The sequence below is a fragment of the Dietzia sp. SYD-A1 genome (assembly GCF_015356725.1).
GTDB lineage: Bacteria > Actinomycetota > Actinomycetes > Mycobacteriales > Mycobacteriaceae > Dietzia.
Genome location: NZ_JADDKI010000047.1, coordinates 1 through 5,187, shown reverse-complemented (window position 1 = coordinate 5,187; position 5,187 = coordinate 1). Strand labels below are relative to the sequence as shown.

5 protein-coding genes and 1 pseudogene are annotated in these 5,187 nt (G+C 73.2%); 2 read left to right on the top strand and 4 right to left on the bottom strand.

Annotated elements, in window-relative coordinates:
• Window positions 1-629, top strand: a 629-nt coding sequence (locus IY392_RS02550) for a cyclopropane-fatty-acyl-phospholipid synthase family protein (RefSeq protein WP_194860424.1), incomplete at its 5' end; no start/stop codon positions are given.
• A gap of 13 nt (window positions 630-642) precedes the next feature.
• Here IY392_RS02550 and glpR read toward each other — a convergent pair.
• The 4 genes from glpR to IY392_RS02530 form a co-directional block, all read right to left on the bottom strand.
• On the bottom strand, window positions 643-1,779 hold the full coding sequence (gene glpR / locus IY392_RS02545) for a gephyrin-like molybdotransferase receptor GlpR (RefSeq protein ID WP_107756962.1): 1,137 nt from the start codon (window positions 1,777-1,779) through the stop codon (window positions 643-645).
• A 120-nt stretch (window positions 1,780-1,899) separates the two neighbouring features.
• Entirely contained in the window at window positions 1,900-2,559 is a 660-nt protein-coding gene (locus IY392_RS02540; protein WP_194860423.1) for a GNAT family N-acetyltransferase, read from the bottom strand.
• Window positions 2,560-2,579: 20 nt separating this feature from the next.
• Window positions 2,580-3,839: a gephyrin-like molybdotransferase Glp gene (gene glp, locus IY392_RS02535; RefSeq protein WP_107756964.1), complete on the bottom strand. Its 1,260-nt coding sequence runs from the start codon at window positions 3,837-3,839 to the stop codon at window positions 2,580-2,582.
• Between the two features lie 144 nt (window positions 3,840-3,983).
• Window positions 3,984-4,883 (bottom strand): UTP--glucose-1-phosphate uridylyltransferase, encoded by a 900-nt coding sequence (locus tag IY392_RS02530; protein WP_107758169.1) that lies wholly within the window; start codon window positions 4,881-4,883, stop codon window positions 3,984-3,986.
• 85 nt (window positions 4,884-4,968) lie between these two features.
• On the opposite strand from IY392_RS02530, the pseudogene IY392_RS02525 reads away from it, so the two are divergent.
• A pseudogene (locus IY392_RS02525) lies at window positions 4,969-5,187 on the top strand (5-formyltetrahydrofolate cyclo-ligase); the annotation flags it as partial.

The following is a 5,187-nucleotide window of genomic DNA, read 5'->3' as shown; positions in this document are numbered from 1 at the left end:
GGTCGGGGGCCGCCAACGCCACGACCGCAGCGGTGGTCGGCCCTCTCCCGGCCGGCTCGGCCCTCGAGCTGGGCTGCGGTGAGGGCGGAGACGCGGTCTGGCTGGCCGAGCAGGGGTGGCGGGTCACCGCGGTGGACCTGTCGCCCACGGCGGTCTCCCGCGGAGCCGAGGCAGCGGCGACCCGCGGACTGGCCGACCGTATCGACTGGGTGTCGCACGACCTGTCCACCTGGACCACCGACGAGCGGTTCGACCTCGTCACGGCCAGCTTCTTCCACTCCCCCGTCGACCTGCCCCGCACGCAGATACTCCAGCGTGCCGCCGAGCGGGTACGCCCGGGCGGTCACCTGCTACTGGTCTCGCACGTGTTCGAGTCGGAGGCGGACATCCCGCCGTGGGCGAACCGTCACGGCGCCGGGGATCACGAGAAGGCGGGCGAGACGTCTGCTCACGGGGCCGCGCACCCCGTCCTGCCCACCCCGTCCGAGGAGGTGGCCGAGCTGGCACTGGACCCGGCGGTGTGGGAGGTCGTCCTGGAGGAGACCCGCCCGCGCGAGGCGGTCGGACCGGACGGGATCCAGACCGCGACCGTCAAGGACGGGGTCGTGATGTACCGGAAGCGGCCCTGAGCGACTGTCCGCGTCAGCCGACCGCGCGCCGCAGCGGTTCGCGGTGCGCGGTCCGGTGATCCGGGCCGTGCGGCCGGCGGCGGGGGTCGGTCTCCTGCTCCCGGTCAAAGGTGTCGAGCATGTCGAAGGCCGGGTCCTCGTCGTCGACCTCCAACACCACCGCGCCGGGCCGACGCAACCGGGGCGGCACGATGGAGAGCTCGTCGTCCTCCCGGGACTCCACGCCCAGCCTCGCGCGGCGCATGCGCTCGACCCGGCGGCGGCGCAGGCTCTCCTCCAGGCGGACCTGGCGGCGGAGGTAGGTGAGGTAGGCGGCGAGCAGGAGCACCGAACCCCCGGCGAACCACCAGACGGCGGGGACGGTCACCAGCGCGGCGACCACAGCCACCGCCGCCAGCGCCACCAGGATCAGCGCCGTCCGCTGACGCGCGTGGGCGCGCTGCTCGGCGGCCTGACGATCGGCCATGGGGTCGTACGCCCCCCGGCCCCGCCTGCGCTCGGCGAAGTCGAGGTCCGCATCGGTGAGCTCCACCTCGGGCTCGACGGGGCGCCGCCGTCCGCGGTGGACCAGCACGGCTTCGGCATCGATTCCGGCCGCGTCCTCGTCGTGATCGGCGCGCGAGGAGGTCCCGCCCCCCGCGGGGGTCTCGACCAGCTCACCGTCGACGACGGTCGACTCGCCGGATCGTCCCGTCGCGGTGTCGGGCAGATCGTCCACGACGACCGCGGGGATCTCGGTGGTGACCTCCTCGGCGGCGGTGTCGTCTCCGGGGACGGCTCGACCGGTCCCCTGGTACCGACGCTCCTCCATGACCCGTCGCACGGCCTCCCCGCGCCTGCCGGCGGCCTCGCGTCGCAGGGTCTGCTCCAGCAGATGCCCCCACGTGTCGGTGTCCAGGAGCTCGGCGTCGGTGGCGCCCGCACCGGAGGGCAGTCCGAAGAGCGTCTCCTCGGTCTCGGCCCGGACCGGGTCACCGGACGCGCGCCCCCGGCTGGGCACGAGGCGACCCGAGCCGCCCGAGTACAGGGTGCGGGTCTGCGCCAGCGCGTCGCCGGTGCGGCGGATGGGGTTGCGCGAGCGGATGAGCATCGGCGCGAGGACGAACAGCCAGACCACCACCAGCAGGATGATCAGCAGTGAGCTCGACATCGATCAGGCCTCCTCGAGCGTCCACCCCGACACGGGACGTCGTGGTGTGGCCTAAACCGTAACGGCGCCCGGGCCCCGCCCCGTGGCGGCGCGCCGCAGGTCACGATGCTCAGGACATCCTCAGACGCGACGCGCGAAGCCCGAGGCCACCAGGGACGCCACGGCGCCCCGGCCGTGCTCCTCACGGGTCCGTGCGACCAGCAGGTGATCACGCCACTCGCCGTCCACGTGGAGGTAGCGCTTCAGCAGGCCCTCCTCGCGGAATCCACACCGTTCGAGCACCACCCGGCTGGCCGTGTTCTCCGGGCGGACGGTGGCGTCGACCCGGTGCAGGGCGCCCGGCCCCAGCGCGTGGTCCAGCCCCAGGGCGAGGGCCGCGGTGGCCACCCCGCCACCGCCGAACCGTCGACCCACCCAGTACCCGATCCAGCCCGAGTGCAGCGCGCCCCGCACGATCGCGCCGACGGTCAGCTGTCCGCAGAAGCGGCCGTCCAACTCGATGGCGGCCGGAAACGACACACCGGCACGGGCGTGGCGTCTGAGCTGGGAGTGGATTCCCGGCCACGCGCGGGCGGTGTTGTTCTCCCGCCACTCGCCCTCGACGGTCGGCTCCCACGGTTCGAGGTGGTCCCGCTCGTCCAGCCTCAACGCGGACCAGTCGCGCGCGTCGCGACGCCGCACCGGTCGGAGCGTGACCACGCCGGCGCGGACCCGGAGGGGTCCGGCCTCGAGCGGCCACCCGGGGTGGGCGGTCGCATCGGTCGCGACGACGTTCCACATGGTCTCGGACCCGGATCGGCTCAGCCGCGTTGGGCGAGGAACATCACGTCCACCTCGTCACCGGTCCGGACGGCGGAGACGTCGGGGTCGATCACCACGAGGCAGTTCGCCTCCGCGAGCGAGGCGAGCAGGTGGGTGGAGGATCCCTGCGCGCCGCCGAGCGCCCGCACCAGGTACTCACCGGTGTCGGTGTCTCGCATGAGCTGTCCGCGCAGGTAACCGCGCCTGCCCTCCACCGAGGAGATGGGGGCGACGGTGCGGGCGCGGACCGTCCGGCGCATGGGCTGCCGCTTGCCCAACGCGATGCGGATCAGTGGCCGGACCATGATCTCGAAGACGACGAGGGCGCTCACCGGGTTCGACGGCAGGAGGAATGTGGGGACCTCGTCACGACCCAGTCGCCCGAACCCCTGGACCGATCCGGGATGCATGGCCACGCGGTTGACCTCGATCTGCCCGAGCTCCTCCATGACCTGCCGGATCCTCGTGGTGGCCTCACCGCCGGCCGCGCCGGAGACCACCACGAGTTCACTGCGCACAAGCTGCCCCTCCAGGACCTCGCGCAGCCTCGAGGGTTCGGTACTGGCGATACCCACCCGGTGCACGTCGGCCCCGGCGTCACGGCCCGCCGCGGTCAGGGCGTAGGAGTTGACGTCGTAGACCTGGCCGGTGCCGGGGCTGGCGTCGACGTCGAGCAGTTCGTCGCCGACCGAGATCACGGACATGCGGGGCTTGGGGTGCACGAGCACCTTGGACCGCCCCACGGACGCGAGCAGGCCGACCTGGGCCGGCCCGATGATGGCCCCCGCGCGCACCGCGACATCGCCCGGTTGGACGTCGTCGCCCACGCGACGGACGTACTCGCCGCTGGCGACGGTGCGGGTGGGGCTGATGCGCTGGCCCTCGGCGACGGCCCAGCCGACCGGGAGGACCGCGTCAGCCAGGGTCGGCAGGGGCGCGCCGGTGTCCACGCGGACGACCTGGCCGGGTTGGAGCCGGGTCGGCTGCCGGGATCCCGCGGTGATCCTCCCGACGACGGGCAGACCGGACGGCCCGGCGGACTTCTCACCCGGGTCGTCGGTCGGGCCACCTACCCGGATGTCGACACTGCGGACCGCGTACCCGTCGATCGCGGACTGGTCGAAGGAGGGCAGCGGGCGCTCGGCCACGACCTCTTCGGCACACAACAGACCCTGCGCCTCCGAGATCGACACGCGCACCGGTCTCGGGGCGACCGCGGCCGCCGTCACCAGTGCGAGCTGTTCCTCGACGGAGCGCACCAGGTGTCCCCTTCCCGTACGAAAGTCGCTGACCGTGCGGCGGTGTCACGCCAGGCGTGGCGGACCGACCGCCGGGTCCTTGTGGGAGAGGGTAGCGCCCGCGTGGCGCCATCCCGTGACGCCATTCCGTGACGGCGCCCGGCCTCAGTGGTCGAGCCGCCCGGCGAGCCACTCGCGGAGCTCGTCGGCGTAGGCCGGGTTGTCCAGGGCGAAGTCCACGCAGGCCTTGATGTACCCGCCGGGATTGCCGAGGTCGTGCCTGGTGCCGTCGTGGACCACCACGTGGACCGGGTGGCCCTCGTTGATCAACAGGTCGATCGCGTCGGTGAGCTGCAGTTCCCCGCCGGCGCCCGGCTCGATGCGCCGGAGCGCGTCGAAGATCGCGCGGTCGAGCACGTACCGCCCGGCCGCCGCGAGGTTGGACGGCGCGTCCTCGACGGCCGGCTTCTCGACCATGCCGCGGACCTGCTTGACCGCCGGGTCATCCGTGTCGGACACCTCGAACACCCCGTACGAAGAGACCTCCTCCGGGCTCACCTCGAACGCGCAGAGGACGCTGCCGCCCCGCTCCGCGCGGACCTGCGACATCCGGCCCAGGATCCCGAACGGCAGCACCAGGTCGTCCGGCAGGAGCACGGCGACGGCCTGCTCCTCGTCCCCGAGCACCGATTCCACCTGAGCGACCGCGTGCCCCAGGCCCAGCGGCTCGTCCTGGCGGACGTCCACCACCTCGATGAGCCCGGGGGCCCGCTGGACCTTGTGCAGCAGGACGTCCTTGCCCCGGTCCGACAGCGTGTCCTCGAGAACCTGGTCCTCGGAGAAGTGCGCCATCACCCCGACCTTGCGCTCGGAGGTCACTATCGCGAGCCGGCCCGCCCCCGCCTCGGTCGCCTCCTCCGCGATGAGCTCGATCCCCGGGGTGTCCACCACGGGCAGCAGCTCCTTGGGAACGGTCTTGGTGGCGGGCAGGAACCGGGTCCCGAGGCCGGCGGCCGGGACGACCGCGGTGCGGAACTGCGAGTCGGGCGAGGTGGTGGACGTCATGCCGTACACCATAGACGGAGCACCCCGCCCCGACCTCCGGACCACCGGCGGCATGGAGGCCGCACGGTGACGGCACACTGGGGTGATGACACCGGACAAGTCCGCGGTACGTCGCGCGGTGCGCGCGAGACGCGCCGCGGTGCCCACATCGGTGCGGACGGACCGGGACCGGGCGATCCGCGACCATCTTGCCTCCCTGGTGACGGAGGGGATGGTGGTCTGCGCGTTCGTTCCCGACGACGACGAGGCCGGCGGAGCGGGCCTACCCGAGGCGCTCGCCCTGGCGGGGGCGCAGGTACTCCTG